18 protein-coding genes and 1 tRNA gene are annotated in these 24839 nt (G+C 62.1%); 14 read left to right on the top strand and 5 right to left on the bottom strand.

Going from position 1 to position 24839, the window contains the following annotated elements:
- Positions 1–171 precede the first annotated feature (171 nt).
- The 7 genes from dapE (at position 172) to BTIS_RS02010 (ending at position 10373) form a co-directional block, all read left to right on the top strand.
- Positions 172–1383 (top strand): succinyl-diaminopimelate desuccinylase, encoded by a 1212-nt coding sequence (gene dapE / locus BTIS_RS01980; RefSeq protein WP_094662167.1) that lies wholly within the window; start codon positions 172–174, stop codon positions 1381–1383.
- 389 nt (positions 1384–1772) lie between these two features.
- On the top strand, positions 1773–4610 hold the full coding sequence (locus tag BTIS_RS01985; RefSeq protein ID WP_094662497.1) for an Rne/Rng family ribonuclease: 2838 nt from the start codon (positions 1773–1775) through the stop codon (positions 4608–4610).
- Positions 4611–4887: 277 nt separating this feature from the next.
- Positions 4888–5196, top strand: coding sequence for a 50S ribosomal protein L21 (gene rplU, locus BTIS_RS01990; RefSeq protein ID WP_094662169.1), 309 nt, complete (start codon positions 4888–4890; stop codon positions 5194–5196).
- 49 nt (positions 5197–5245) lie between these two features.
- Positions 5246–5497, top strand: a complete 252-nt coding sequence (gene rpmA, locus BTIS_RS01995) for a 50S ribosomal protein L27 (protein ID WP_094662171.1) — start codon at positions 5246–5248, stop codon at positions 5495–5497.
- 248 nt (positions 5498–5745) lie between these two features.
- On the top strand, positions 5746–7464 hold the full coding sequence (obgE, locus tag BTIS_RS02000; protein WP_094662173.1) for a GTPase ObgE: 1719 nt from the start codon (positions 5746–5748) through the stop codon (positions 7462–7464).
- A gap of 44 nt (positions 7465–7508) precedes the next feature.
- Entirely contained in the window at positions 7509–8642 is a 1134-nt protein-coding gene (gene proB, locus BTIS_RS02005) for a glutamate 5-kinase (protein WP_094662175.1), read from the top strand.
- 333 nt (positions 8643–8975) lie between these two features.
- On the top strand, positions 8976–10373 hold the full coding sequence (locus BTIS_RS02010; protein ID WP_158216811.1) for an MFS transporter: 1398 nt from the start codon (positions 8976–8978) through the stop codon (positions 10371–10373).
- A 50-nt stretch (positions 10374–10423) separates the two neighbouring features.
- Here the strand turns inward: BTIS_RS02010 and BTIS_RS02015 are convergent, their stop codons facing one another.
- The 3 genes from BTIS_RS02015 to BTIS_RS02025 form a co-directional block, all read right to left on the bottom strand.
- The gene (locus BTIS_RS02015; RefSeq protein ID WP_094662179.1) at positions 10424–11395 is read right to left on the bottom strand and encodes an amidohydrolase family protein; all 972 of its coding nucleotides are present in this window, start codon (positions 11393–11395) and stop codon (positions 10424–10426) included.
- A 261-nt stretch (positions 11396–11656) separates the two neighbouring features.
- The gene (locus BTIS_RS02020) at positions 11657–12454 is read right to left on the bottom strand and encodes an SDR family NAD(P)-dependent oxidoreductase (protein ID WP_094662181.1); all 798 of its coding nucleotides are present in this window, start codon (positions 12452–12454) and stop codon (positions 11657–11659) included.
- Between the two features lie 404 nt (positions 12455–12858).
- Positions 12859–14184, bottom strand: coding sequence for an MFS transporter (locus BTIS_RS02025; protein ID WP_094662183.1), 1326 nt, complete (start codon positions 14182–14184; stop codon positions 12859–12861).
- A gap of 399 nt (positions 14185–14583) precedes the next feature.
- On the opposite strand from BTIS_RS02025, the gene rhmD reads away from it, so the two are divergent.
- From rhmD to BTIS_RS02040, 3 genes are all read left to right on the top strand, one after another.
- The gene (gene rhmD / locus BTIS_RS02030; RefSeq protein ID WP_211279413.1) at positions 14584–15810 is read left to right on the top strand and encodes an L-rhamnonate dehydratase; all 1227 of its coding nucleotides are present in this window, start codon (positions 14584–14586) and stop codon (positions 15808–15810) included.
- A gap of 166 nt (positions 15811–15976) precedes the next feature.
- Positions 15977–16741, top strand: coding sequence for an HpcH/HpaI aldolase family protein (locus BTIS_RS02035; protein ID WP_094662187.1), 765 nt, complete (start codon positions 15977–15979; stop codon positions 16739–16741).
- Positions 16742–16906: 165 nt separating this feature from the next.
- Positions 16907–17725: an IclR family transcriptional regulator gene (locus BTIS_RS02040; protein WP_094662189.1), complete on the top strand. Its 819-nt coding sequence runs from the start codon at positions 16907–16909 to the stop codon at positions 17723–17725.
- Positions 17726–18463: 738 nt separating this feature from the next.
- Here the strand turns inward: BTIS_RS02040 and BTIS_RS11635 are convergent.
- Both BTIS_RS11635 and BTIS_RS02050 read right to left on the bottom strand, forming a co-directional pair.
- Positions 18464–18610, bottom strand: a complete 147-nt coding sequence (locus BTIS_RS11635) for a transposase (RefSeq protein WP_143248838.1) — start codon at positions 18608–18610, stop codon at positions 18464–18466.
- Between the two features lie 1135 nt (positions 18611–19745).
- On the bottom strand, positions 19746–20834 hold the full coding sequence (locus tag BTIS_RS02050; protein ID WP_245819219.1) for a polysaccharide deacetylase family protein: 1089 nt from the start codon (positions 20832–20834) through the stop codon (positions 19746–19748).
- A 318-nt stretch (positions 20835–21152) separates the two neighbouring features.
- On the opposite strand from BTIS_RS02050, the gene BTIS_RS02055 reads away from it, so the two are divergent.
- The 4 genes from BTIS_RS02055 (at position 21153) to nusG (ending at position 24391) form a co-directional block, all read left to right on the top strand.
- Complete coding sequence (locus BTIS_RS02055; protein WP_094662192.1) at positions 21153–22370, top strand: pyridoxal phosphate-dependent aminotransferase; 1218 nt, start codon at positions 21153–21155, stop codon at positions 22368–22370.
- A 701-nt stretch (positions 22371–23071) separates the two neighbouring features.
- Positions 23072–23144: transfer RNA gene (locus BTIS_RS02060), tRNA-Trp, on the top strand.
- Positions 23145–23185: 41 nt separating this feature from the next.
- Positions 23186–23416: a preprotein translocase subunit SecE gene (gene secE, locus BTIS_RS02065; RefSeq protein ID WP_094662194.1), complete on the top strand. Its 231-nt coding sequence runs from the start codon at positions 23186–23188 to the stop codon at positions 23414–23416.
- 90 nt (positions 23417–23506) lie between these two features.
- Positions 23507–24391, top strand: a complete 885-nt coding sequence (nusG, locus tag BTIS_RS02070; RefSeq protein WP_094662196.1) for a transcription termination/antitermination protein NusG — start codon at positions 23507–23509, stop codon at positions 24389–24391.
- The last annotated feature ends 448 nt before the right edge of the window (positions 24392–24839 follow it).

Raw genomic sequence — 24839 nt, forward strand, 5'->3', positions numbered from 1 at the left:
GGCGTGGTTCCGGTAGTGTGATCACACTACGTGTGGGGTTGCTGAGGTCCGGTGTGGTTTGGTTAGTGTGATCACACTAAGATCTGGATGGCTGGCGTGGGGTGACTCGGCAGTTGCCGCACCTGCTCGCACTCGGGACGAATACGGAAGTCGTGTGTCAGTGCCGTTACCATGGGACCTATGACGATTGCGCTTGGATTCGATGCGAACGCCTCCCGTGATGAGGCGCTCAACACGTTGTTGGAACAGATCATGAACGAGTATTCGGTGAGTGACGACGAAGGTCCGCTCGCCGACGCCGTGGAACACTACCTGACCGCCCTGCCACACCTCACCGTGCACCGCCACGGCGACACGGTGATCGCCTCCACGGAATACGGCAAACCCCAGCGCGTGCTGCTGGCCGGACACATCGACACCGTGCCGGTGATCGACAACTTCCCGCCGCGATGGCTGCAACCCGGAGACCCGCTCATCCGCGCCGAAATCAACGAACACAACCCCGGCGAGCGCGTGCTGTGGGGTCGCGGCGCCACGGACATGAAGCCGTCCGACGCGGTGATGCTCTATCTTGCCGCCACGCTCACCGAAGACGCCACCAACTACGACCTGACGTACATCTTCTACGACCACGAGGAAGTGGAGGCGTCGAAGAACGGTCTGCGCAAGGTCGTGGAAACCCATCCCGAATGGGTGCGCGGCGACTTCGCGATCATCGGCGAACCCACCAGCTGCGGCATCGAGGGCGGCTGCAACGGCACGATTCGCTTCGACGTGATCTGCCACGGCGTGGCTGCGCATTCCGCCCGCGCGTGGATGGGCAGCAACGCCATCCACAAGGCGGCCGAAGTGCTCAACCGGCTCAACGCCTATGAACCCGCCACCGTGACCGTGGACGGCCTCGACTACCGCGAGGGACTCAACGCCACGCTGATCAGCGGCGGCAAGGGCACCAACGTCATCCCTGACGAGTGCCGCATCCACGTGAACTACCGGTTCGCCCCCGACAAGACGCTCGCCGAGGCCAAGGCGCTGATGATCGGCGCGGACGCCGGCGCGGAACTCGGCAACGGCGAACACATGGCCACTGCCGGCGTGTTCGAAGGATTCGGCATCGAGATGAAGGACGAATCGCCATCCGCCCGCCCTGGCATGGACACACCGCTTGCGCAGTCGTTGGCCTCACTCGTCCGTGAACGCACCGGCCGCGAACCGCTCGCCAAGCTCGGATGGACCGACGTGGCACGCTTCTCCCAACTCGGCATCCCCGCCGTGAATCTGGGTGCCGGCGATCCGCTGCTCGCGCACAAGCACGACGAGCAGGTCCCCGAATCCCAGCTCATCACTCTGGCGGACATTCTCGAGGATTGGCTGCGTCGCTGAAGACGTACTGCCGGGCAGCTATTCGGACACGCTGTCCGGCAGTTTGTGCCATACTTAACGATGGTGGTTCTGCATACCACCGATGTACGATGAACGTCGATCCCCTTCCGCGGCGCATGGACACCCACTTGACGCGCCGGAAGCGACGGTGTCCGTTCCTCGTAAATGAAGACTTTTGAAGTGCCTGTGCAGTGGCGTGTTCGTACGCGGCCGTAGTGAGAGTGCGGTGTTGACAGACTGACACAGGGTGGAACAAGGCGTGATGCAGCATGCCTTCAAGGAGAATCGTGACAACTGAACATCACGACGGCGTTGACGCCGCCGCAGACAATACTGCCAATATCGCCGATGTCGCCTCGCAGACGACCGTCGGTGAGCCTAACGAGAATATGGCACATGAGGAATCCGCTTCGGCGACCTCTGGCCCTGTGCCCGTTGCGGCGCCTACGCCCGCACCCCGTCGCCGTCGCGGCGGCCGTCGCGTGGTCCGTGCCGCCGGTGCCGCCGGTGCCAAGCTGCAGGTGAAGATCGAATCCACGGCCAAGAACGACGATCAGATCGCCGATCAGGCCGCCGCCGCAGAGACCGAGAACACTGGTGTCGCTCCCGCCGCCCCGACCGCGACGACCACGGAATCGTCCACCGCCGAGAACGCGCCTGTTACCCGTACGCGCACCCGTCGTCGTGCGACCAAGTCCGAGTCCGCTGCCGCCGGCGCCGATCACGAACGCAAGGCGCGCATCAAGGCGCTCGCCGACGAACTGTTCACCGACAAGGGCATCGAAGCCGATCTGCATGAGATCCGGCGGGGCTCCGCCAAGCGCAGCGCCGATCTGCCCGAGTTCTCGTCGCATGAGTCGTCCGAGCCGAAGGTCTCCGGCCACGCTGCGCGCCCGATGACCTCGCTGCTGTTTCGCGAGCCCGTGCTGCCGACCGTGCGCCCCGTCGAGCTGGTCACTGACGACGCCGATCATGACGATCGTGATCGTGATCGTGATAATCGTGACGTTGAGAACGATCGCAGCGCCGAGGAGCCGACCCTCACCCGTCGCCGTCGTCGCCGTCGTGCCGATCGTGATCATGAGGAGAGCCGTGACGGACAGTCCCGTCATGCCGACGTCGATCGTGATCGTGACGTCCGTGAGGATCGTGCCGATGATCATGACGTCCGTGATCGTGACACTCGTGACCGTCGTGACGTCGATGACGAATCCGGCGAATCCCGCCGCACCCGTCGTTCCCGTCGTCTCAACGCGCAGGAACGCCGCGCGGCCGCCGAAGTGGAACAGATCGAACAGGATCTCGAATACGACGAGATCTCGTATTCGCCGATCGACGTGGAATCCGGATCGTCCGACGACAATGAGGAGAGCGCCGGCGAAACCCGCTCCCGTCGCCGTCGTCGCCGCGGATCCGAAAACACGGACGGCGAATCGCAGCACGCACGTCGCGAACGCGCCGCAAGCGCCGTGGCGGAACGCGTGGGCGAACATGAGCGTGAACGTGACCGCGATCGTGAGGAGGACGAGGAGGACGGCACCGTCACCCGTCGCCGTCGCCGTCGCCGCGCCAAGGGCGATGCCGAAGTGCATGAGGAGCCGCGCATCCGTCGCAGCCGCAAGCAGCAGTACATCGACGAGATCACCGACATCGAGGGGTCCACGCGACTCGAGGCCAAGAAGCAGCGTCGCCGCGACAACCGCCGTGACCGCTCCCGCCAGTCCACGCTGCTCGAGCAGGACTTCCTCGCCCGTCGTGAGAACGTGAACCGTCTCATGGTGGTTCGCGAGAAAGAGAAGCACACCCAGATCTCCGTGATCGAGGACTCCATTCTGGTGGAACACTACGTGTCCGACATCCAGGAGGTGTCGACCGTCGGCAACATCTATCTCGGCCGCGTGCAGAACGTGCTGCCGAGCATGGAGGCCGCGTTCGTCGACATCGGCCAGCCGCGCAACGGCGTGCTGTACGCCGGTGAGGTCAACTGGGACACCACCCGCCTCGACGGTCAGCCGCGCCGCATCGAACTGGCGTTCAAGTCCGGCGATCCGGTGCTCGTGCAGGTCACCAAGGACCCGATCGGCCACAAGGGCGCGCGACTGACCTCGCAGGTCACGCTCGCCGGCCGCTTCCTGGTGCTCGTGCCGTCCGGCGGCATGACCGGCGTGAGCCGCAAGCTGCCCGAACGTGAGCGTGCGCGCCTGAAGTCCATCGTGTCCAAGATCGCGCCGAGCGAGATGGGCGTGATCATCCGCACGGCCGCCGAGGGCGCGTCCAAGGAGGCCATCGAAAAGGATCTGGAGACGCTCACCCATCAGTGGGAGCACGTGCAGGAGGCCGAGAAGAAGGCCCGCAACTCCAAGCGTCCCAAGCTGCTGCAGGGCGAGCCCGACGTGGCGATCCGTGTGGTGCGCGACATCTTCAACGACGACTTCAACAAGCTCGTCGTGGAAGGCGACAAGGTGTACGAGCGTATTCGCGAATACCTCGAGACCATGGCCCCCGACCTGCAGGACAAGCTCGAGAAGTGGGATCCGGAGGAGCACAACGGCCGTGACGTGTTCGACCAGTGGCGCATCGACAGCCAGCTGCGCAAGGGCATGGAACGCAAGGTGTACCTGCCGTCCGGTGGCTCGCTCGTCATCGATCGCACCGAGGCCATGACCACGATCGACGTGAACACCGGCCGATTCATCGGCAAGGGCAAGTCGCTCGAGGAGACCGTCACCCGATGCAATCTGGAGGCCAGCGAGGAGATCGCCCGTCAGCTGCGTCTGCGCGACATCGGCGGCATGATCATGATCGACTACGTGGACATGGTAATGCCCGCCAACCGCGACCTCGTGCTGCGTCGACTCGTCGAATGCCTGGCACGCGACCGCACCAAGCACCAGGTGGCCGAGGTCACCTCGCTCGGTCTGGTGCAGATGACCCGCAAGCGCGTTGGCCAGGGTCTGGTCGAGGCGTTCTCCGAGGAGTGTCCCACCTGCAAGGGCCGCGGATTCATCCTGCACGACGAGCCGATCGTGTCGGCGTCGTACGACGATCCGTATGCGCTCAAGGGCGGTGACCCGTTCATCAAGACGAACAAGCACAACCAGGGCACCACGATCGCCAAACCCAAGGAGGACCCGGCCCTGCCCAAGGGCTCCACTCCCGACGTGAAGGCGAAGCTGGCGCAGATTGCGGCGGCTGCACAAGCTGCTGCGGAGGATGCTAAAGAGTAACGTTCTTGGTTTCTAAGGTTGGTGCAGTCGCCGGCACATCCCTTGGCGGGATGTGCCCCTCACCTACGGACAGTCCACTGGACTGTCCGGTCCGGTCCGGGTTGGTTGTACAGCCGCTGAAGAATTGGAAAAAACTCAGGAAACGCACGACGAAGTTGCGAAAGTCGGGCGTGTTGTGTAAATTAGACAGTCGGTGTCTAGCTATGCCTGTTTGTGGGGCGTGTTTGCTAGACGACAAACAGCTTTATTGACAGGCAAATACAGGCAAGGTAGGGCTATGTACGCTATTGTTAAGGCCGGCGGCCATCAGGAAAAGGTCGAGGTCGGCGACGAGATCATCGTCAACCGTCTCGCTGCTAAGAAGGGTGAGACGGTGGAGTTCCCCGTCGCCCTGTTCGTCGACGGTGCCAACGTGACCGTCGCTTCCAAGGATCTGGCTCAGATCACCGTCAAGGGTGAAGTCATCGACGATGAGGCCAAGGGTCCGAAGATCAACATCCAGAAGTTCAAGAACAAGACCGGTGTTGCTCGCCGCAAGGGCCACCGTCAGCCGCTGAGCGTGGTGAAGATCACCTCGATCGCCTGAGCTTCTTTTTAGGCTTCCAAGCGTTTATTAACTCGAAAGGATAAGTCAAATGGCACATAAGAAGGGTGCGTCCAGCTCACGCAACGGTCGCGATTCGAATCCTCAGTACCTCGGTGTGAAGAAGTTCGGCGGCGAAGCCGTCCTCGCCGGCAACATCATCGTTCGCCAGCGCGGCACGAGCTTCCACCCGGGCCACAACGTTGGTCTCGGCAAGGACCACACGCTGTTCGCCCTGGCCGACGGCACCGTGAAGTTCGGCGTCCGTCGTGACCGCAAGGTCGTCGACGTCATCGCCGCCTGATTACGGCGCTGAATCAGCAACGTCAAAGGCCGCGTCTCTGTGCTTCTTGCACGGACGCGGCCTTTTTGCATCTTAGCTAGCCTGCATCCTTGCACACCGAACGGCGTCAATCGGGAGAACAGTGCGGAGGAGGAACATGAGTGAGGCAGTTCGAATGGTCAGAATGGTCACATGACGCCATGAACAGCACACGGCAGACGGTTTCGCTATGCGAAAGCGTTCAAGCCCAATCGGTAAGGTAGAACAATATGAGTGATTTTGTCGATCGAGTTACGGTACATGTCAAGGGCGGTGACGGCGGAAACGGCGCTGCGTCGATCCGTAGGGAAAAGTACAAGCCGCTTGCCGGTCCCGACGGCGGTGACGGAGGCCGTGGCGGCTCCGTGATTTTCGTGGCGGACTCCAACGCCACCAGTCTGTTGGACTTTCGATTCCTGCCGCATCGTGCGGCTCCCTCCGGCACCCAGGGATTGGGTGGCGACAAGGACGGCAGCAACGGCGAGGATATGATCCTGCCCGTGCCCGTGGGCACCGTGGTGTTCACCGCCAAGGGCGGTGCCGGCGAACAGAAGCAGCCCGGCGAGCCGCTCGCCGATCTTCGTCGTCCCGGTGACCGTTTCGTGGCCGCCGAAGGTGGTGCCGGCGGTCTGGGCAACCGTTCTCTGGCCAACCGTGCCCGCCGCGCTCCCGGATTCGCCCTGCTTGGCGAACCCGGTGAGGAACGCGATCTGGTGCTCGAGCTCAAGTCCATCGCCGACGTGGCGCTTGTGGGCTTCCCGAGCGCTGGCAAGTCCAGCCTCATCGCGGCGATGAGCGCCGCCAAGCCCAAGATCGCCGACTATCCGTTCACCACGCTCGTGCCGAACCTCGGCGTGGTGATGGCCGGATCCCGTCGATTCACCGTGGCCGACGTGCCCGGACTGATCCCCGGCGCATCCCAGGGCAAGGGACTCGGCCTCGAGTTCCTGCGTCACATCGAACGCACCGAGGTGATCGCGCACGTCATCGACTGCGCCACGCTTGAACCAAACCGCGACCCGATGGCCGACTACGAGGCGCTCGAGAAGGAGCTCTCCATCTACGCCGACCAGCTGGAACTGCCGCTCGGTGCCATCCCGATCGCCGAACGTCCGCGCATCATCGTGCTCAACAAGGTGGATGTGCCGGAAGCCAAGGAACTCGCCGAATTCGTGCGTCCCGAATTCGAAAAGCTCGGACTCAAGACGTTTATCGTCTCCACCGCGTCGCACGAGGGTCTCAAGGAGCTGTCCTTCGCCCTTATGGACATCGTCGACGAGATGCGCGAGCGCGTGATCGCCCAGGAGAAGGCCGAGGAGGAGGCCCGCGTGGTCATCCGCCCGCTCGAGGACCCCGCCCGTCGTCGCCGTCGCGCCAACGAACGCGGCATCGGCTTCGACTTCAACATCGAGCGCGAACAGAACGCCAACGGCGAATTCTGGTTCACCGTGACCGGAGACAAGCCCGAACGTTGGGTGCGCCAGACCAACTTCGACAACGAGGAGGCCGTCGGCTACCTCGCCGATCGTCTCGCCAGGCTCGGCGTGGAGGATTCGCTGCGCAAGATGGGTGCCCACGCCGGCGACGAGGTGCGCATCGGCCGTGGCGACTATGCCGTGTCGTTCGATTGGGATCCGACCATCGCGGCCGGTGCGGAGATGCTCGACGGCACCCCGCAGGCCAGCCGTGGTCAGGATCTGCGATTGCAGGAGACCGACGGTCGTACCCGTCGTCGTACCAACGCCGAACGTCGTCGTGAATACCACGAGTGGATGGACGCGAAGGCCGCCGTGCGTGCCGCCATGCAGGCCGAACGCGACGCCGGCCACTGGGCCGATCCGAACGTGCTCGACGATCCGGAAGACAAGACCAGCCTGATCGACCGGCTGAACATCAGCGGCGGCAACGCGGACGGCAACGACGACAGCCGAACCGATTCGGAACAGTAGTCACCCACACCACACAGACACACCACACAGAACAGAAGGCGCATATGTCCACGCAGTCACAAGCCGAAGTCAGACGAGCCATCGCAGAAGCCCACACCATCGTGGTGAAGGTGGGATCAAGCTCGCTCAGCGGCAGTTCCGGCCATCTCGACCCGGAGCGACTGCGCGGACTCGTCACCGCCATCGCGCAGACCGTGCGCATGGACGCCCGCGTGGTGCTCGTCTCCTCCGGCGCCATCGCCTCCGGATTCGGACCGCTCGGCTTCGACGCGCGCCCGACCGACGTGGCCACCCAGCAGGCCGCAGCATCCGTGGGTCAGGGACTGCTCATGAGCCACTACGAGGCCGCGTTCGGCCGTTACGGGCTGCGCGTCGGACAGATCCTCATCACCGCTCGCGACACCGTACAGGCCACCCAGTACCGCAACGTGCAGCGCACGCTGAACCGGCTGCTCGAACTCGGCGTGGTGCCGATCGTCAACGAAAACGACGCGCTCGCCAGCAACGAGATCCGCTTCGGCGACAACGACCGCCTGTCCGCGCTCGTGGCGAACATCGTCCGCGCCGACGCGCTGGTACTGCTCACCGACGTGGACGGCCTGTACACGGCCCCGCCCAAAGAGCCGGGCGCCCGTCAGATCCACTACGTGCCGAACGTGCTCGACACGTTGGAGAACGTGCGCATCGGCGGCACCGGCTCATCCGTGGGCACGGGCGGCATGGTCACCAAGCTCGAGGCGGCGCGCGTGGCCGCGGTCTCCGGCATCCCCACCGTGCTCACCTGCGCGTCGAACGCCGGTCCGGCATTGATGGGTGACCGCGTGGGCACGGTGTTCGCGCCGATCAAGCAGCGTGGCACGTCACGGCGACTGTGGATCGGCTTCGCCGCGGACCCGCGTGGCACGCTTGTGGCCGACGAGGGTGCCGCCAAGGCGATTCTAGGCGGTCGTGCATCGCTGCTGTCCGCCGGCGTGGTGGGCGTGCGCGGCGAATTCTCCGCCGGTGATCCGGTGCTCATCGTCGACGAACACGGCAACAAACTGGCCAAGGGCATTTCCGGATTCGATTCGGAGGAGGTGCCGGCCACACTCGGACGCACCACCTCGCAGCTGCGTAAGCTGCTCGGTGCCGAATACGCACATCCGCTGGTCCATCGCGACGATCTGGTACTGCTGTAATCGGTTGTGATCGACTGCGGCCGGTTGGCGTGCGCGGCGTGATGCCGTGTGTGCGGTCGGCGCGTATGATCGACTGCCGTTTTTTGCATGTTTTGCCGGATCGTCATCCCACTTGTTCGCCGGTCGATCATGATCGCCGACGATCGCCTAACGCATCCGAGGCCAATAATGGCAACGATTCCGCACGCCGACCGCGTGATGTGATCCATCGAATATTGCGTCCCATATAGAGGAATGCAGTTCCCGATGGTGGTACGCTGATGCCGATTTTTAACCATGGCACGAGCCGAACACGGAATCGGGCCGAACGGTGCAATTGGTGGAAGGCAGATCATGAACAGCGTCAGCGGCAATGACGTGAACAACGTCGTCAGCAACGACGGCGTAAACAACAGCGTTAGCAACAACGTCGTCAGCAACGACACGGCATACGGCGTTCTGGGCGTCGCCGCCGGCCTCGGCTCATTCCTCGGCTCGGGCACGATCCTCGCCCTCAGCTCCACACTGGCATTGTGGCGCGAAGGCCTGCAACTGGACGCCTCGCAGGTGGGTGCCGTATCCGCCATCCTCACCTTCGCCTTCGCCATCGGATCATTCTGTGGCGGATTCATCGCCCAACGTCTCGGTCTGGTCCGGACATTCGCCATCGACGTCGTCGTCTGCGTCGTGGCGCTCGCCATCTGCACCATCGCACCCAACTTTGCCCTGCTCGCGGCCGGCATCGGTCTGGCCGGCGTCGCCGTCGGCGTCGACCTGCCCGTATCGATCAGCGTGATCACGCATGACGTGCCGGACGAGACCCGCAAAACGCATCTGGTCAGTCGCACGCAGGTGCTGTGGTCGGCGGGCATCCTCTGTCCGTACGTGCTGGCGCTGATCGTCAGCCCGCTGGGATTCCTTGGTGCCCGTATCGTATTCGGTGTGCTGACCGCGATCGCCCTGCTGACCGCGCTGTGGCGTGTGCTCGATCCGCGTATCGCCCGACTGCATCGTGAGGCGGCGGAGCGCGAACGGGCGATGGCGCGGTCGTCAGTACTATCGACGTCGAACGCTGGTGCCGTGCCCGCTGCCGCAACGAACAGGGGCATGATCGACGTGCTGCGTTCCGTCAACAAGCGGACCGGCCGCCCGTACGCGGTGATGTTCGCGGTGATCGCACTGTTCTACGTCATGTGGAATCTCATGGCCAACACGATCAACCAATTCCAGACGTACCTGCTCGTATCGCAGCACGCCTCGCAGACGCAGGCGATGATCATCGGCATCGTGGCCGCGGTGCTGTGCGTGCTGGGCGGCGTGGCCTACGGTCGCGTGCCGAAGGGCGTGTGGCGTGATCGCATGTTCTGGGTGGGCGCGCTGGCGCAGGTGCTGGCCATGGCGATCATGGCCGTCGGCGGATCGATGCTGTTCACCGCCGTCGCCGTGATGCTGTTCCAGTTCTTCTGCAACTTCGCGGGCGAGATGAACGCGAAGGTGTGGACTCAGGAGACCTTCCCCGTGGCCGTGTCGGCGCAGGCGCAGAGCCTGATTCTCGGCATCGCCCGTATTCCGTGCGCCTTCGCGTCGCTTGCACTGCCGTCGCTGCTGGTGCCCGGCCTGATCACCGTGGCGCTGTGGGCGTTCGTGGTGGTGGCCCTGCTGTCCGGCGTGTTCGGCGGGATGGTCGTGGTGCTTGGGCGCGCTCGCGTGCGGCATGTGGCGTCGGTGGCTGCGGCCACGGGGAAGGCGTGACGATCGGTGATAGCCGGTGATGGCGGTAGCGGCGTCGACCGTGCCCTGGATCAGAAGCGGTAGTAGGTCTTCGCGTTGGTGACGAACAGCGCGTCCTGCTCGTCGGGGGACAGCGTTTCCACGCAGCGCGCGTAGGCGTGCACCAGGTCGAGGTAGGAGCAGTGCAGCTTGTCGACGGGGAAGTTCGACGCGAACATGGTCTTGCCGATGCCGAAGGCGTCGAGTGCCGTGTAGATGCCGGGCTTGATGCTTTCGATGGTCCAGTAGTGGTCCATCGACGGCTGTCCGGAGATCTTGATCACGCAGTTGTCGCGTTTGCCGAGCTCATAGAGGCCGTTCTTCCACAGCTGCCATCCGGCGAGGTCGCGGTCGGCCCACATGCCCATGTGGTTGATGATGAACAGTGTGTTCGGATGGGCGTCGATCACCTCGCAGGCGCGGGCGAACTGCGTGGGGTACAGCTGCATGTCGAAGCTGAGATCGTGGGCGGCAAGTCGGTCGAGTCCGCCGAGCCATTCCGGATCGTCCATGTACGACATGTTGACGTACTGGTAGAGCGGGTGGGGGTGCATGTTGAGGTTCTGCCGGATGCCGCGCAGATGGGGGTAGTCGAGTTCGCGTTCGAGTGTTGCGGCGAAGTCGGGGGAGGAGAGGTCGCCGCCGCCGACGATCATGACGGGCAGTCCGGTTTCCTTGCTCTGCTGTTCGACGTCGGCGATTTCCGCGACGGGGTCGTCGGCGTTGGCCTGGACGTGCACGGTGCCGACCAGGTTGATGTTGCTGCCGTGCACTTCGTCGATGAGGTCGGTGGCCACGTAGTCGCCGGCTTGGAAGAGCGGATCCCATGGGCCTTCGAAGGTGAGCGGCTTGGATGGGTTGAACCACGAGTAGAGGCTGGTGTGCATGAGGTGCACGTGGGTGTCGATGAAGGGTCGGGGCGCGGCTTCGTGCTCCGGCGTTTCCGGGATGATGGTGTACATGCGGCCGGGTACCGGCTGCTGGTAGTCCTCGCCAAGCGTCATTGGTTGTGCTCCTTATTGTCAGGAATTCGGAATCGTTCGGACGTAGTTGTTTTGTTTTGTTTTGTTTGGCGTATGAAAAAGCCCCCTCGCCGAGGGAGCCGTTTCAGGTTCGGGTTGTACCATCCGCATCCTCGCGGACGTTTCCTCTTACCCTAGGTTGGTGATTTGTGGTGATGCGTGTGTCCTCAAGGCGTAGAGGACGAAGGCGTACAAAAGTACGTCAAGTCCTCTACAACGATGAGGACACTCCATCACCACAAATCACAGTACGGTGCGGGTGTCGTTTTCGTAATTATTCCGTCCCTGTCCCGTCGCTGCGGTGGTTCCGCCGTCGACGGGGACGACGAGACCGGTGAGGTAGGAGGCGCCGGGGGAGGCGAGGAAGAGGGCGAGGTCGGCGCAGTCTTCGGGCTTGCCGGTGCGGCCGAGGGCGACGCGGTCGATGTAGGGCTTGAGGCGTTCGGGATCGGTCCAGACTTCCTTGTTGATGTCGGTTTCGATGAAGGCGGGGGCGAAGGCGTTGATGCGGACGCCGTACTGGCCGTAGTCGAGGGCGACGCAGCGGACGAAGCCGTTCATGGCGTGCTTGGTGGAGTTGTAGGCGGTCTGGCCCCAGTCGCCGTAGAGGCCGGAGACGGAGGTGTCGACGACGATGTTGCCCTTGGTCTCCTTGAGGTAGGGGAGGGCTTCCTTGGTGAGGTAGAAGAGGCCGTCCATGTTGACGGAGAAGAGCTTGTGCCAGACTTCGTCGGAGACGTTTTCGATTTCGCCGCCTTCGAAGATGCCGGCGTTGGAGACGACGACGTCGAGGTGGCCGAATTCGTTGACGACGTCCTGGACGAGGTCGTGGACCTGGGCGTGGTCGGAAACATCGGTGATGTGGGTGTGGCCGTTGTCGTAGCCGGCGACGGTTTCCTCGAGGGGGCCGGGGCGGAGTCCGACTGCTACGACGGTGGCGCCGTTGTCGAGGAATCCGCGGGTGATGGCGCGTCCGATGCCGGTGCCGCCGCCGGTGACGATGACAACCTTGCCTGTGAAGTCGTAAGTGTTCGCGGTCATGTTGGTGAATCTCCTGTGATTTCCGTTGTGGTCGCTGATGCCCGTTGAGTGTTCGACTGCGGTGTCAACGCGTTTGCATAGTCCAGTATAGATAAAATGGGCAACAATCCCTATATATGGGACAATTGTCGCGGGATATGTGCTTGTCGGACGTGTGGGTGTGCCCGACAAGCATCGAAGATGCTCTTCGGTGCTTATACGGCGCATGGGCGCGACGCATAAGCACCAGAGCGATGATGCGCTGCTTGTTCGATGCGCGGATGCGTCAAATAAGCATTCTGGGCGTGCCTCGGTGCTGTGCGGCACATGGCTGTGTCCAATAAGCACTCAGAACGCGTTGTGGTGCTTATATGACACATGGGTACGTCATATAAGCACCACAGTGAGGTGGCGGGGTGAGCGGATCAGACGTCCTTGCCCTTGCCTTCGGAGATGCCGACGATCCAGCTGAGCAGTGCGCCGACGAGGACGAAGACGCCGAGGGCGACGAGACCGCCTTCGCCGGTATCCTGGGTGCCGAAGAGCATGTCGAACCAGACGCGGATGTTCGGTGCGAAGAATCCGCCGAATCCGCCGAGCATGGTGACGATGCCGATGCCGCCGGCGAGCGCGGCTCCGGTGAGCAGCTCGGTGGGCATGCGCCAGAAGATGGGTTGGCTGGCGATGACGCCGGTGGCGGCGAAGCAGAGGCAGATGATCGCGACGAGCGGGGATGCGAATGCGGAGGCCGCGATGGAAACGCCGGTGATGAGGAGGATGACGGCCACGAAGATGTGATGGTGACCGGCCTTGGCGGACCACTTGGGCAGCAGCCAGGTGCCGATGAGGGCGCAGACCCACGGGATGGTGGAGATGAGGGAGACGGTCAGACCGACCTTCTGCCCGACAAGTCCGGAGACCTGGGTGGGCAGGAAGAAGGTGATGCCGTAGACGCCAACCTGGATGAGGAAGTAGACGATGGACAGCACCCAGACGCGCCAGGACTTGAAGGCGCCCTTGACGGAGGATTCGGTTTTGACCGGGGCGTTGCGCTCCTCCTCTTCGATGGCGGTGGCGAGTATGTTGCCTTCCTCGCGGGTGAGGAAGCGGGCGGTGCGCGGGTTGTCGTCAAGGTAGAACCATGCGGCGATGCCGACGGCCACGGCGGCGATGCCTTCGAGGAAGAACATCCACCACCAGCCGGGGAGACCGGCGATGCCGTGCATCTGCAGGAGCAGTCCGGAGACGGGGGATCCGATGACCATGGCGATCGGCGCGCCCATGTAGAACAGGCCGCGGATCTCGTCCTGCTTGTCCTTCGGGAACCAGAGGGTAGTCAGGTAGATGGCGCCAGGGAAGAAGCCGGCTTCGGCGATACCGAGGAGCACGCGGACGATGAGGAACTGCGTCTCGTTGTGGGTGAACGCCATGCCGGCGCCGACGATACCCCAGAGGATGGCGAGGACGGTCAGCCATTTGCGGGCGCCGACCTTGCGCATCGCCAGGTTGCAGGGTGTGCCAAGGAACGAGTAGATGACGAAGAACAGGCCGGAGCCGAGTGCGTATCCCTGCGCGGTCAGGCCGGTATCGGCCATATACGACTGCTGGGCGTAGCTGATGTTGGTGCGGTCGAAGAACGCCAGCACGTACATCAGCAGCAGGAACGGAACGAGTCGGGCGCTGGTGCGTGCCACGATCGCGGCGAGCTCGTGGGTCTCGCCTGACTTCTTGGTGACGGTGTTGTCTGCCATGACGACCTCTGTAATTCGATGATGGATATTCCCCTGTGCCGTGGTTCGGTCGCGGCGTTCGGGTCGGCGACTTCGCTGACCCATACCGTGCGAGACCCCGTCGTTGGGGTTGAACACTGCACTGGTAGTCAGTGTATGGGGTTGGGATGGCCATCTCACCTGTTGGGATGGGTTTGACGGTGGCAAAAATGCCGAAATTTGCCTTCATGACGATATGTGACTATCGCATGGTGATTTTTCCGACGATATGATCAACGATCGTCGATAATCCCAAATATAGGGACACTATTTCACAGATGGTACAGTGACGAGTGTCGTCAGTTCACGACGCCGCGACATCGCGGTATCGATGCAACGAAGCGTTACGAACGACTCCAATTCGAAGCAAGGACAGACATTATGGCATTAGCTCCATCATTGAAGCTGCCCACGATCACGCACATCCGCGCGTACAGCATGGGCGGCGCCGCGGCCAAGGTGCACGGCCAGGGCGGCGGTGACTATCACGATCAGGGCAAGGATCACTGGATCGACGATCACATCGCAACGCCGATGAGCAAGTACGACGAGTACAAGCAGTCCCGTCAGTCCTTCGGCATCAACGTGCTCGGCACACTCATCGTCGAGGTCGAGGCGTCCGATGGCACCACCGGCTTCGCCATCTCCACCGCCGGCACCGTCGGCTGCTTCATCGTCGAACACCATCTGTCCCGCTTCGTCGAAGGCAAGCGCGTCGACCAGATCAAGCTGATCCACGATCAGATGCTCAACGCCACCCAGTACTACTCCGGTGGCGGCGGCGTGGTGATCAACACCATCTCCTGCGTGGACCTCGCCCTGTGGGATCTGTACGGCAAGGTCGTCAAGCTCCCCGTCTATAAGCTACTCGGCGGAGCCGTGCGCGACGAAATCCACTTCTACGCCACCGGCGCCCGTCCGGACCTCGCCCAGAAGATGGGCTTCATCGGCGGCAAGATGCCGACCCACTGGGGCCCGGCCGACGGTGACGAGGGCATCGCCAAGGACATCGCCACGCTCAAGGAGATGCGCGAGCGTGTCGGCGACAACTTCTGGCTGATGTTCGACTGCTGGATGAGTCAGGACGTCAACTACGCCACCAAGCTGGCGCACGCCGCAGCCCCCTACAAGCTGAAGTGGTTGGAGGAATGCTTCCCGCCCCAGCAGATCGAGTCCTACCGTGAACTCAAGAAGAACATGCCGAAGGGCATGCTCATGACCACCGGTGAGCACACCGGTACGCTCGAAGGCTTCAAGGAGCTCTCCGAGGCCGGCGTGGACATCCTGCAGCCCGACGTCGGCTGGTGCGGTGGCGTGACCTCGCTGTGCGAGATCGCGGCCGTGGCCAAGTCCCGCGGCCAGCTCGTGGTGCCCCACGGCTCCTCCGTGTACTCGCACCACGCGGTCATCACCTTCACCAACACGCCGTTCAGCGAGATGCTCATGACCTCGCCGCATGCCGACTACGTCCGTCCGCAGTTCGACCCCGTCCTGATCGACGAGCCGGTACCGCACGACGGCATCATCACCGCGGAGGAACTCGACAAGCCCGGATTCGGCGTCGAACTCAACCGCGAATGCCCGCTCGAGCGTCCGTTCGAGCACTGATCCAATCATGGAGGGTGACCGGTTGTGTGAAATACGCGACCGGTCACCCTCGCACATTCCAACCGTCCACCACTTCGCAACGGTGCCGTGTGCATCCGTTGTTCTGCCGCACGACCGACGCCAAAGGAGACCGATGGGCTACGGCACACACGTACAAGGACTTTCAATGACATCACTACCTCACAATGCGTTCAAGCAGGCGATCAAGGAAGGCAAGCCGCAGTACGGTCTGTGGATGGCCTCAGCATCGCCGACCATCGCCGAGATCTCCGCCGACGCCGGCTACGATTGGATGCTCGTCGACGGCGAGCACGGTCCGTACGATCTCAACACCATCCTCGACGTGCTGCGCGCCGTCGCCCCCTATGACACCACGCCCATCGTGCGTCCCGCCGCCGCCGACCCCGTGCTCATCAAGCAGGTGCTCGACCTCGGTGCACAGACGCTGCTGCTGCCCATGGTCAACACCAAGGATGAGGCGGAGCTCATGGTCAAGGCCGTGAACTACGCGCCCGAAGGCATCCGCGGCGTCGGCTCCCCGATCGCGCGTTCCGGCCGCTGGGGACGCATCCCCCACTACATGCGTGACGCCAAGAACGAGATCTGCCTGCTCGTCCAGGTCGAATCCCAGGAAGCGCTCGACAACATCGACGGCATCGCATCCGTCGACGGCATCGACGGCATCTTCATCGGCCCAGCCGACCTGTCCGCATCGCTCGGCCACCCGGATGACGCCGCCGCCATCATGGATCAGATCCACCACGCGTTCGACGTGATCAAGGCGCACGGCAAGGCCATCGGCTCCCTCGCCTTCGACCGCCCGACCGTGGAGAAGTTCTACGAGTGGGGTGCCACCTTCGTGGCCGTCGCCGGCGACACCGACCTCTACGTGCGCGCGCTTACCAACGACATCGCCCAATACAAGGGCTGAACGCCGGGCAAGGGTGAACGCCGACCACGGGTTGAAAGGCTTTCCTTCCGCTGTTGCTGACCGTCAGGCCGCCTGCTCCTCTGGGTGGGCGGCCTGACGTATTTCAGCGCTTTCGCGTGATATTCAACAACGGCGTCCAACGCCCATCGACTAAGGTTGAACGATATGGTAGAGAACAATGCAGTGCGCACCGACGCGCAAGCCGCAGCCCCATCCGGCACCCGCACACTGATCCACGGCATCATGGTCATTCGGGCCGTGGCGGCCGGTGCCACCTCACTGCGCGCGGTGGTCGACGCCACCGGACTCAGTCGCAGCACCGCTCATCGTCTCATTCAAGCGTTGCGCGTCGAACGATTCCTCCGCGAAAACACCGACGGCGGTCTGCAACTCGGACCCGCCCTCATCGAACTGGGATTCCAGGCCCTCGACAGCGTCTCCCTCCAGTCCATCGCCCACCCCATCCTCGTCGACCTCGCCCAGCAGGCCAAGGACACCGTGCACCTCGCCGTCGAGGACTCCGGCATGGCCCTTTACCTCGACAAGATCCACGGCACCCGCGGCATCGAAATCCGCTCCTGGATCGGTGCCCGCATGCCATTGACCTACACCGGCATCGGCAAGGCCCTCCTCCTCGACTCGCCCAAACGCTGGCGCAGCCAGTACGTCCAGGACCGCAACCTCACCGGTCGTGACCCCGAGCACGACTACGCCGACGAATCCGCCTTCGCCTCCGCCATGGCCAAATTCGCCGAACAGGGCTTCGCCTACGACCTCGAGGAAAACGAGCCCGGCGTGCGCTGCGTCTCCGCCCCCGTCCGTGACGGCCGTGGTGAAATCGTCGCCGCCATCTCCGTCTCCGCCGCCCTTCCCTTCATGCCGCCCAAGCGCATGAAAGCCCTCGGGCCGCTCGTGGTCGACGCTGCCAGCCGCATCAGCGCGGAGCTGGGGTATAACACCTCCAAGAACGACTCCATCGAGTGATCCGGGAGTGATCCGGCGGAGGCGGCGCGTCTTCCGTCCGGCGGTAGACGAAGGCGTATATCAATACGTCGAGTCTGCCGCCGAACGGAATCCGCGCGCGTCCTGCGCCGGATCACTAGGTCCTTCGGTTTCCTTGGGAGGACTAGTGGGTGAGTTTGGGCTCGTTGGGGTTGTGCCCTTCGGTTTCCGTGTGAAGATGATTAGGGGATTTCGGGCTTGTTGGATGTGGGCCTTTGGTTTCTTTGAAGGGCGCATGAGCTGTGTTGGGTCTCTCGGTCTCTTTGGGAGGATGAGTGGGGAGTCTGAGCTTGTTGGGTTTGGTCCTTCGGTTTCCGCGGGGAGTGGGGGTCGGCCTTGTCGGGATGAGGCTCTTCGGATTCCTTGGGGAGGTGTATGAGGGATTTTGGGTATACCGGGGTTAGGGATTTGAGAAGTCAGGCGGTGGTCCTGAGCGGGCTGGAGTTCTGTGATCTTCCCGAGGGCATTGCGTCCGCGATTTGTTGGGCAATGGCTCTGGTGTTTGTGCGGGTGTTGGTTGTGTTAGGCCAAATTGTGCTCAACCGGAGCGCACTCCAACTAACGACAGTGAATTACCTCGGAATAGTCGAAATAATGATGTCTGTCCTGATAGGGAACCGGCCCGTACCGGGTTTTCCTCGGATATCGCACTCGGAACACTTGAAACACTTGGAACACCGCGATTACTCAGAACAAATGCACACTGTGGTCTAACGGTTCCTAGCCAATTTTGATGGTGTTGTTCACGGCATCGAGTCTGGCGTTGTGCAGTCCGCTGCGGATGGTCGTGATGATGTCGTAGCGGCGTCGGTCGATCTTTTCGCCGAGCTGGACGAACCCGGGGAAGCCGGACGGGGCGCGTGGCATTAGCGCAATGGGGCGGCCTCGTCGTGGCAGAGAATGATGAATTGGGCTGTATCGTCGTTCTCTGCCAGCGACTGTGGCAGAGAATACGGAATTATGCTTTTTGGTCATTCTCTGCCACGGAAATTTCCCGCTACGACTGGTCATGGATACAAGGAAGTCCAATATTCGGTACTGCTGCATTGGATTTGGATAGCAGTGGGACTAGTCCCTGATGGATCCGTGGCAGGGAACGAATAATAATGACGAATCTGCGTTCTCTGCCATGACTGTGTGGCAGAGAATGTCATTTTGCTGAAATATCGACTTCTCTGCCACGATTTATGGCAGGGAATGATGAATTGGGCTGTATCATCATTCTCTGCCAGAGGTCGTGGCAGAGAACGGAGAAATATCCCTTTTGCGCATTCTCTGCCGCGAATGACCTGTGTCGCACGAGCAGCCTGTACAGTGAATAGCCTTTGCCGTGAATAGCCTTTGCCGCGAATGACCTGTGTCGCACGAGCAGCCTGTGCCGCGAGCAGCTTGGAGTCCTGTTGCCATCCCGCCAATGCTCGTTGCCGGGACGCGTCGCGCCAACATCTGTCGACCCGTCTGTGTGGGGTCGCGCGATGCGGAGTCATATGCGGAATCATAAGGTTTGGTGTCGTACGGGCATAAGGTTTTGGTGTCGTACAGGGTCATGCCGCTCCGTACTTCGGTCCGTCTACTCGTTGACTCATGAAGCAACGCGAGCATATCGGAGTTCTTCTTCCCCAAAACATCGGGCTCATCCCTGGTGGAAGTGGTCTGCCGTGAACATCCGCAGTCACGTACCGCATGGAAGTTGCCGCAGCCATGGATGTGAATGAAGGCGTGAAGACATCAAGGCGTGGCTGGATTCATCTGCTTGTCGTGCTCAATCTGCTGCGTCGGGGTTTTGAAATCCAAAACCGTGGAAGTCGCGATCGCGATCGTGGACGCTATAAACGTCATAGGAACGTGAGCGACGACCGTAGATCCGGTTCGTCCATAACTACCGGTTCATTCTCCCACGACTACTGCGGTTCCACGATTACTGCGGCTCTGCGTTGGCCGCGGATGAGTTCGCCGGATGCGCGTGCATTCGTCCACGACTCTGCTACTGCTGCTACAGCGACTACTGCACGGAGGCTTCGAAACTGGCGAGGGACTGATCGCCGCTGACCCGGACGCGGGGGAGTGCCATCGGATCGTCGCCGGTATTCGCGCGGCCATACTTCGTGGTGAACGCGCACAGAAAACCGACCTCGCGAGCCGCGGCACGGGCATCGTCGGTCGTATCGCCGAACGGGTACGCGAACGCCTGATTCGTGCCAACGATCGTCGTGGATTTCGTCAGATCATCCACGATCTCCGCATGTGTCATTGCGCTGATCCTGCCACCATGACCCACCGTGCCACCCGCACGATGCATGTCAAACGAATGCGACTGGAACTGCACGAACTCATTCGCATTCGCCACCACCTTCTGCGACGCATCCGCATCACTGGCGATGATGAACGACGTTGCCGGCACCCGATACTTCGCCAGCAGCGGTATGCCGTAATGCAGGAACCCCTCCTCGCCGTCGTCGAACGTGAGCACCACACTGCGCTTCGGCAGCGAATGCGTGCCTGCCACATACTCGGCCACCTCCTGCCACGACGGATAGTAGAAGTCATTCGCCGACAGATAGTTCAGCTGCTCCTCAAGCTTCGAATCCAGCAGATAGTTCGCGTCAAGATGATCGGGTGCGGCGCTCGCCGAATACACATAGTGATACATGAGCACCGGCACGCCGCCGGACTGCTTGTCCATCGAATCGACCACGTGCACCGTGCGATCGGTGTGCGCCACATGACCGGACGAATCCGCAACGCTGTACGTGACCGTGTAGTCGCCGGGCTTCGACGTATCCACCGAACCCGACGTGCGAATGCGATCGTTGAGTATGCCATCCGTCGGCTCGCTCGCATGGGCGCCCGCCTCCAGATACTGTTCGCCCTTGAGCACGACCGTGTTCTCGTCGCCGTTCACGCCCATCACGATGTCACCGGGATCGGCGGTCGGCACGGCGGATTTGCTCGCCGGTGCGGTGATGGAGGAGTTCGGTGCGGTCGCAGTGCCCGGCTCGGTCGTCCTCATCGATCCCATTGAATCCATCGACTGCGAGTGCAACGTGTTCACGCCCATCGCCACGCCCAGCACGACAACAAGCGCCGCCACGATGAGAATCATCAACGATGCGGTACGGCTTCGCGCGCCGGCATGACGGCCGATCGCATTCGCATGATGTGGGCTTTCACTACGATTATTATTTCGATTTTCATATCGATTTTCATTTCGATTCCGACGGCTGGTCATCAGCGTCTCCCTGACTTCTCTTGGTTTCTCGATCTCTCTGCATCGTTGATGATTACAGCTTAGAACGATGCCGATATTGAACGAATCGGTCGCAGGGCTGATTCGGGTTCGGCTGATTCGGGTTCGGCTGATTTGGATTCGGTCTGTTGTTTTTCGCCGTCTGGTTATAGGCTGGAAACCATGGCTGAACTCGATGCATGGCAGACCCTTAGCGACCGAATCAACTCCGTTTCCCCCTCCGCCACCCTTGCGGTGGATGGCAAGGCCAAGGCCCTTAAGGCCGCGGGTGTGGACGTGATCGGATTCGGTGCCGGCGAGCCGAATTTCCCTACTCCTGACTACATCGTGAACGTGGCCGCCGACGCGTGCCGCGATCCGAAGAACCACCGCTACACGCCCACGGCCGGCCTGCCCGAGTTGCGTCAGGCCATCGCCGACAAGACGCTGCGTGACTCCGGTTACGCCGTGGAGCCCTCGCAGGTGGTGGTGACCAACGGTGGCAAGCAGGCCGTCTATGAGACGTTCCAGGTGTTGCTCAACGACGGCGACGAGGTGATCATTCCCGCTCCGTTCTGGACGTCGTACCCCGAGGTCGTCAAGCTGGCCGGCGGCAAGCCCGTCGAGGTATTCTCCGGCTCCGACCAGAACTTCACGCCCACCGTGGCCCAGCTCGAGGCCGCCCGCACCGAGCGCACCAAGGCCATCGTGCTGAACTCCCCGTCCAACCCCACCGGAGCGGTGTGGCCGGAGGAGACCGTGCGCGCCATCGGCGAATGGGCCGTGGCCAACCACCTGTGGGTCATCTCCGACGAGATCTACGAGCACCTCAACTACGACGATGCGAAGACCACCTACGTGGGTGCCGTGGTTCCCGAGGTGCGCGACCAGCTCATCGTGCTCAACGGCGTGGCCAAGACCTATGCCATGACCGGTTGGCGCGTCGGCTGGCTCATCGCCCCCGAACCCGTGGCCAAGGCCGCCGCCAAGCTCTCCGGACACATGACGTCCAACGTGGCGAACGTGTCGCAGCGTGCCGCGCTCGCCGCCGTGGCAGGTCCGCTCGACGAGGTGCATGTGATGCGCGAGGCGTTCGACAAGCGTCGCCGTGCCATCGTGGCCGCGCTCAACGAGATCCCCGGCGTGGACTGCCCGACGCCCACCGGTGCGTTCTACGCGTTCCCGAACGTGGAGGCGCTGCTGGGCAAGCCGCTCGGCCCCAACGGATCCGTGCCCGCCACGTCGTCCGAACTGGCCGCGCTGCTGCTTGACGAAGCTCACATCGCCGCGGTTCCGGGCGAGGCGTTCGGGGCCCCCGGTTATCTGCGCTTCTCCTACGCTCTGGCCGACGATCAGCTCGCCGAGGGCATGAAGCGCTTCCAGGATTGGGTCGCCGCCTGAATCTTATCCTGCCTTGCGGGTCGCTGATCGTCAGTTCCCCGTCACGTGGGCCGTGCGGCGTTACGTGGGCCGCGCGGCCCACGTAACGGGCCTGCAAAAACGTTGTAATTTCAACGATCCTGAACTGGCGTTACGTGGCGCGGACGGCCCACGTAACGTAACACGGCCCACGTAACGCTTGGCTTGGGCTGCTTGTCTTGGATGGTCGTTCGGCGGTTGTCTGGTTCGGGCGATCTGCAGTGCGTCACAAGGGGCGGGTCGCATCACGTGGCGCGCTTGGATGGTTCAAATCCCCGTCACGTGGGTCGGGTCGCGTCACGTGGTCCGGCCGGCCCACGTGATGGGCGTGTGGAAACGTTGCAATTTCAACGATCTTGAGCTAGTGTCACGTGGTGCTGGCGGTCCGTGTGACGTCGCGATGGCATGCGACACGCGGTGATCGCATGATGGCCACACGGTGACGGTCCCATGATGATGGCCGCGCGATAATCATGACCGTTTGGCGCGATAATCATGACCGTTTGCAGGGGATGAATCGTGCGGGCAAGCGCGCGACTCGCCGTTATTTTCTTCGGTTTCTCATAAAAAACCCGTGGTGGCTGGACTTCATTGGCAAAAGCCGCTACTATGACCTCTTGGCGGTTCGCCGCCTGCCTAACACCTCTCGTTCGCGGGTGTGTGTATGATAGGCGAGGTTACCTAGGGAAGTGGCGCAATTGGTAGCGCAACGGTCTCCAAAACCGTAGGTTGTGGGTTCGAGTCCCGCCTTCCCTGCTAGAGATGAACAACGGTTGCATAAACCAGTGAGGGTGGTCATGGCTAAGAAATCTAACGCTGAAGAGAACGTGGTGAAGCCAAACGTCTTCATGCGTATCGGCCTGTTCATCAAGCAGATCATTGACGAGCTCCGCAAGGTCGTTACCCCCACCCGCAAGGAACTGGTGCTCTGGTCCATTGCCGTGTTCATTTTCGTCATCTTCCTGATGCTTTTTGTCACCGGCCTTGATTTCGGACTGGGCAAGCTCGTAATGCTCATCTTCGGCTGATTCATCGTCGTATCGCGTATCGTTCGCGGCTTCTGTAGAATCGACGCTGGATATCATACTGAATTCTTGAATTTCTAAAGGATGCCTGTTATGACTGATGAACTTGATGTGAACGACGAGGCCGTCGAGGCCCCCGCGACCGAACCCGTCGAGAACACCGACGAGGCGGAGAACGTTGTCGAGAACGCCGACGAGGCTGCTGCCGACGACGCTGTGGATTCCGCTGAAGACGTCGCAGACGATGACGCCGAATCCGTTGACGCCGAGGCCGAATCGGCTGACGACACTGTTGAAGACGCTGATGACACTGCCGCTGCGGCCGCCGAAGCCGAGTCCGACTCCGAGACGGACGACGACCCCGGCGAGCGTGCCGTCAAGGCGTACGAGCGTGAACTGCGTACTCTGCCTGGCAAGTGGTACGTGCTGCACACCTACTCCGGCTACGAGAAGCGCGTGAAGGCCAACATCGAGTCCCGTGTGGCGTCGTTCGGGCTGGAGGATCAGATCTTCCAGTGCGAGATCCCGATGCACGAGGTGGAGAAGCACACCGCCAAGGGCAAGAAGGTCGCCACCGAGGTGCTGATCCCCGGTTACGTGCTCATTCGTATGACCGCCGACGAGGAAGCCCGCCGCATCGTCCGTGAGACCGAGGCCGTCACCGGCTTCGTGGGCCCGACCAAGGATCCGGCGCCGCTCACCCGCAAGGAGGTCGTCTCCATGATGGCCCCGATGATCGCTTCCGAGGCGCTCAAGGCCGCCGGCGACAAGCCCGCCGCCGCCCGCAAGCGCACCGTCGAGGTGATCTACAAGGTCGGCGAGACCGTCACCGTGAACAGCGGCCCGTTCGCCAGTATGTCCGGTGTGATCTCCGAGGTGTCGCCCGCCACGCAGAAGCTCACCGTGCTGGTGTCCATCTTCGGTCGCGATACGCCGATGGAACTCGACTTCAACCAGGTGGAAAAGGTGGTCGAATAGTCGCCGCCAAGCGCATCATCGCGCATTAACGTCAAGCCGCTCTTCGGAGCGGCTTTTTCGTTTGCTAAAGAACGCAGGATGGCAGCTAAACCATAAAGCTTGTCCCCGGACGCCGGAGGTCAGGGGATGATCATGCCCGCTCCTTAGATGGGCTGTGGAGCTTATTGCCGTGCATGCACTGCAATTATTCGGCAATCTTCGAGTTCTGTGCGGATTCGAGCCTTGTGCAGACATCTATCTTCGAGTTCTGTGCGTTCCAAACCGGAAATCCCAAGTATGAACGTTGGAATTCCGCGCATCATACTTCGCGTTTCCGTTCTAGGGCGCACAGAACTCGCAGATAGTTGTCCGCAGGATCCGGGAATCCGCACAGAACTTGCAGATAGGACATGCATTTCGCGATTATCACGGGAAACTGCGCGCGATCCTCTCCATCTGCCTTTGTCCG

Origin of the sequence: Bifidobacterium tissieri (genome assembly GCF_002259645.1) — a bacterium.
Taxonomy (GTDB): Bacteria; Actinomycetota; Actinomycetes; order Actinomycetales; family Bifidobacteriaceae; genus Galliscardovia; species Galliscardovia tissieri.

Excerpts from the sequence above, each read along its gene's own strand:
- dapE (WP_094662167.1), top strand. The coding sequence starts at position 172 with ATGGGACCTATGACGATTGCGCTTGGATTCGATGCGAACGCCTCCCGT.
- BTIS_RS02040 (WP_094662189.1), top strand. The coding sequence starts at position 16,907 with ATGGTAGAGAACAATGCAGTGCGCACCGACGCGCAAGCCGCAGCCCCA.
- BTIS_RS02035 (WP_094662187.1), top strand. The coding sequence starts at position 15,977 with ATGACATCACTACCTCACAATGCGTTCAAGCAGGCGATCAAGGAAGGC.
- nusG (WP_094662196.1), top strand. The coding sequence starts at position 23,507 with ATGACTGATGAACTTGATGTGAACGACGAGGCCGTCGAGGCCCCCGCG.
- BTIS_RS02010 (WP_158216811.1), top strand. The coding sequence starts at position 8,976 with ATGAACAGCGTCAGCGGCAATGACGTGAACAACGTCGTCAGCAACGAC.
- BTIS_RS01985 (WP_094662497.1), top strand. The coding sequence starts at position 1,773 with ATGGCACATGAGGAATCCGCTTCGGCGACCTCTGGCCCTGTGCCCGTT.
- BTIS_RS02015 (WP_094662179.1), bottom strand. The coding sequence starts at position 11,395 with ATGACGCTTGGCGAGGACTACCAGCAGCCGGTACCCGGCCGCATGTAC.
- proB (WP_094662175.1), top strand. The coding sequence starts at position 7,509 with ATGTCCACGCAGTCACAAGCCGAAGTCAGACGAGCCATCGCAGAAGCC.
- obgE (WP_094662173.1), top strand. The coding sequence starts at position 5,746 with ATGAGTGATTTTGTCGATCGAGTTACGGTACATGTCAAGGGCGGTGAC.
- BTIS_RS02020 (WP_094662181.1), bottom strand. The coding sequence starts at position 12,454 with ATGACCGCGAACACTTACGACTTCACAGGCAAGGTTGTCATCGTCACC.
- secE (WP_094662194.1), top strand. The coding sequence starts at position 23,186 with ATGGCTAAGAAATCTAACGCTGAAGAGAACGTGGTGAAGCCAAACGTC.
- rhmD (WP_211279413.1), top strand. The coding sequence starts at position 14,584 with ATGGCATTAGCTCCATCATTGAAGCTGCCCACGATCACGCACATCCGC.
- BTIS_RS02055 (WP_094662192.1), top strand. The coding sequence starts at position 21,153 with ATGGCTGAACTCGATGCATGGCAGACCCTTAGCGACCGAATCAACTCC.
- BTIS_RS11635 (WP_143248838.1), bottom strand. The coding sequence starts at position 18,610 with ATGCCACGCGCCCCGTCCGGCTTCCCCGGGTTCGTCCAGCTCGGCGAA.
- rplU (WP_094662169.1), top strand. The coding sequence starts at position 4,888 with ATGTACGCTATTGTTAAGGCCGGCGGCCATCAGGAAAAGGTCGAGGTC.
- BTIS_RS02025 (WP_094662183.1), bottom strand. The coding sequence starts at position 14,184 with ATGGCAGACAACACCGTCACCAAGAAGTCAGGCGAGACCCACGAGCTC.
- rpmA (WP_094662171.1), top strand. The coding sequence starts at position 5,246 with ATGGCACATAAGAAGGGTGCGTCCAGCTCACGCAACGGTCGCGATTCG.